Origin of the sequence: Paraburkholderia sp. EG286B (assembly GCF_040965655.1) — a bacterium.
GTDB lineage: Bacteria > Pseudomonadota > Gammaproteobacteria > Burkholderiales > Burkholderiaceae > Paraburkholderia.
The window spans coordinates 1-985 of sequence record NZ_JBFRCF010000129.1; the positions used below are offsets into that span (position 1 = coordinate 1).

A 985-nucleotide genomic window follows, 5' to 3' on the forward strand; every position below is an offset into this window, starting at 1 on the left:
CAGACATCCTGACGGACGCCCACGCACGGCTCGGGGCCGATGTGGTTCGCTACACCTTCATCGTAATGGACTTTCACCATCTACTCCTTACCGGTCTCCCGGCGCACCCACCACCCTTGTATCGTCGTGTTGCATTGCTGCGCAAGTTCATCAAGCGTCGCCGGTGTTCGTCGGTGTATGCGCCAACTCCGCACGGTATGTCTCATCCTCTTCAAGGCATCATTGCTCACCGCCGGCAGAAAGCCAGTAAATAACCGTCGATGTTTGCTCAATGCCCGTCTCGGCGCTTGCACAAGTAAAGTTGTTAGCATCCCTACCAAATGATGGATTGCCGCAATCTTTTACTGGACAGCCGTTTCCGCACATCTTGGATTCAACCAATGTTGTTATCATCGGGATGAACATTTCAATTAATTTTGTTATGTGATGTGCGATTTCAACTAATTTTGTTAAGCAACGAACGCGAAGCTTTCGTTTTCCTATTCCGAAATCTGACGTGCGATTGGGCGTAAAACGCCTGACGCCCTTCCACTGGACGCGAGCGGCCGGTTGAACGTCACCGTGCTCTCGATGCTGCAACGGCCCGACGGCAGTATTAACAACATTAGTTGAAGTCTATTAACAACTTTAGTTGCGTGAGCGGCACTCGGTTTGGTGTGCCTTTGATTTTCGTGCAGGTTTCCGGTTAGACGCACCTAACAGGTTGCGGAAATACACCCCCGGCGGAAGCGGCGCGCCTCGATGTACGCGCCCGCCAGTCGCAAACTTTCGCATTGTGCAATCTCAACGCGAATTCAACGTTCTTTCGGCGGCTTGAGGCCGACTTCTGGCCTCCTTGCCACGCTTTCCGCCATTTATGAGCGGATTTGTGCCAGGGATCGCATGCGCACGAGGTTGTATGCCGCCAGGTTCAACACGAACATCTGGTCCACCTTCTTCAAGCCACGCACCATCACCTGGCGCATGCGCCCCACGGTCTTGGCCC

Annotated in this window: 1 protein-coding gene and 1 pseudogene; both read right to left on the reverse strand. The window is 53.6% G+C overall.

All coding sequences use genetic code 11. The features are described from left to right. Positions 1-80: 80 nt before the first annotated feature. Complete coding sequence (locus AB4Y42_RS44045; protein ID WP_368697869.1) at positions 81-311, reverse strand: group II intron maturase-specific domain-containing protein; 231 nt, start codon at positions 309-311, stop codon at positions 81-83. A gap of 543 nt (positions 312-854) precedes the next feature. Continuing rightward, a pseudogene (locus AB4Y42_RS44050) lies at positions 855-985 on the reverse strand (IS5/IS1182 family transposase); the annotation flags it as partial.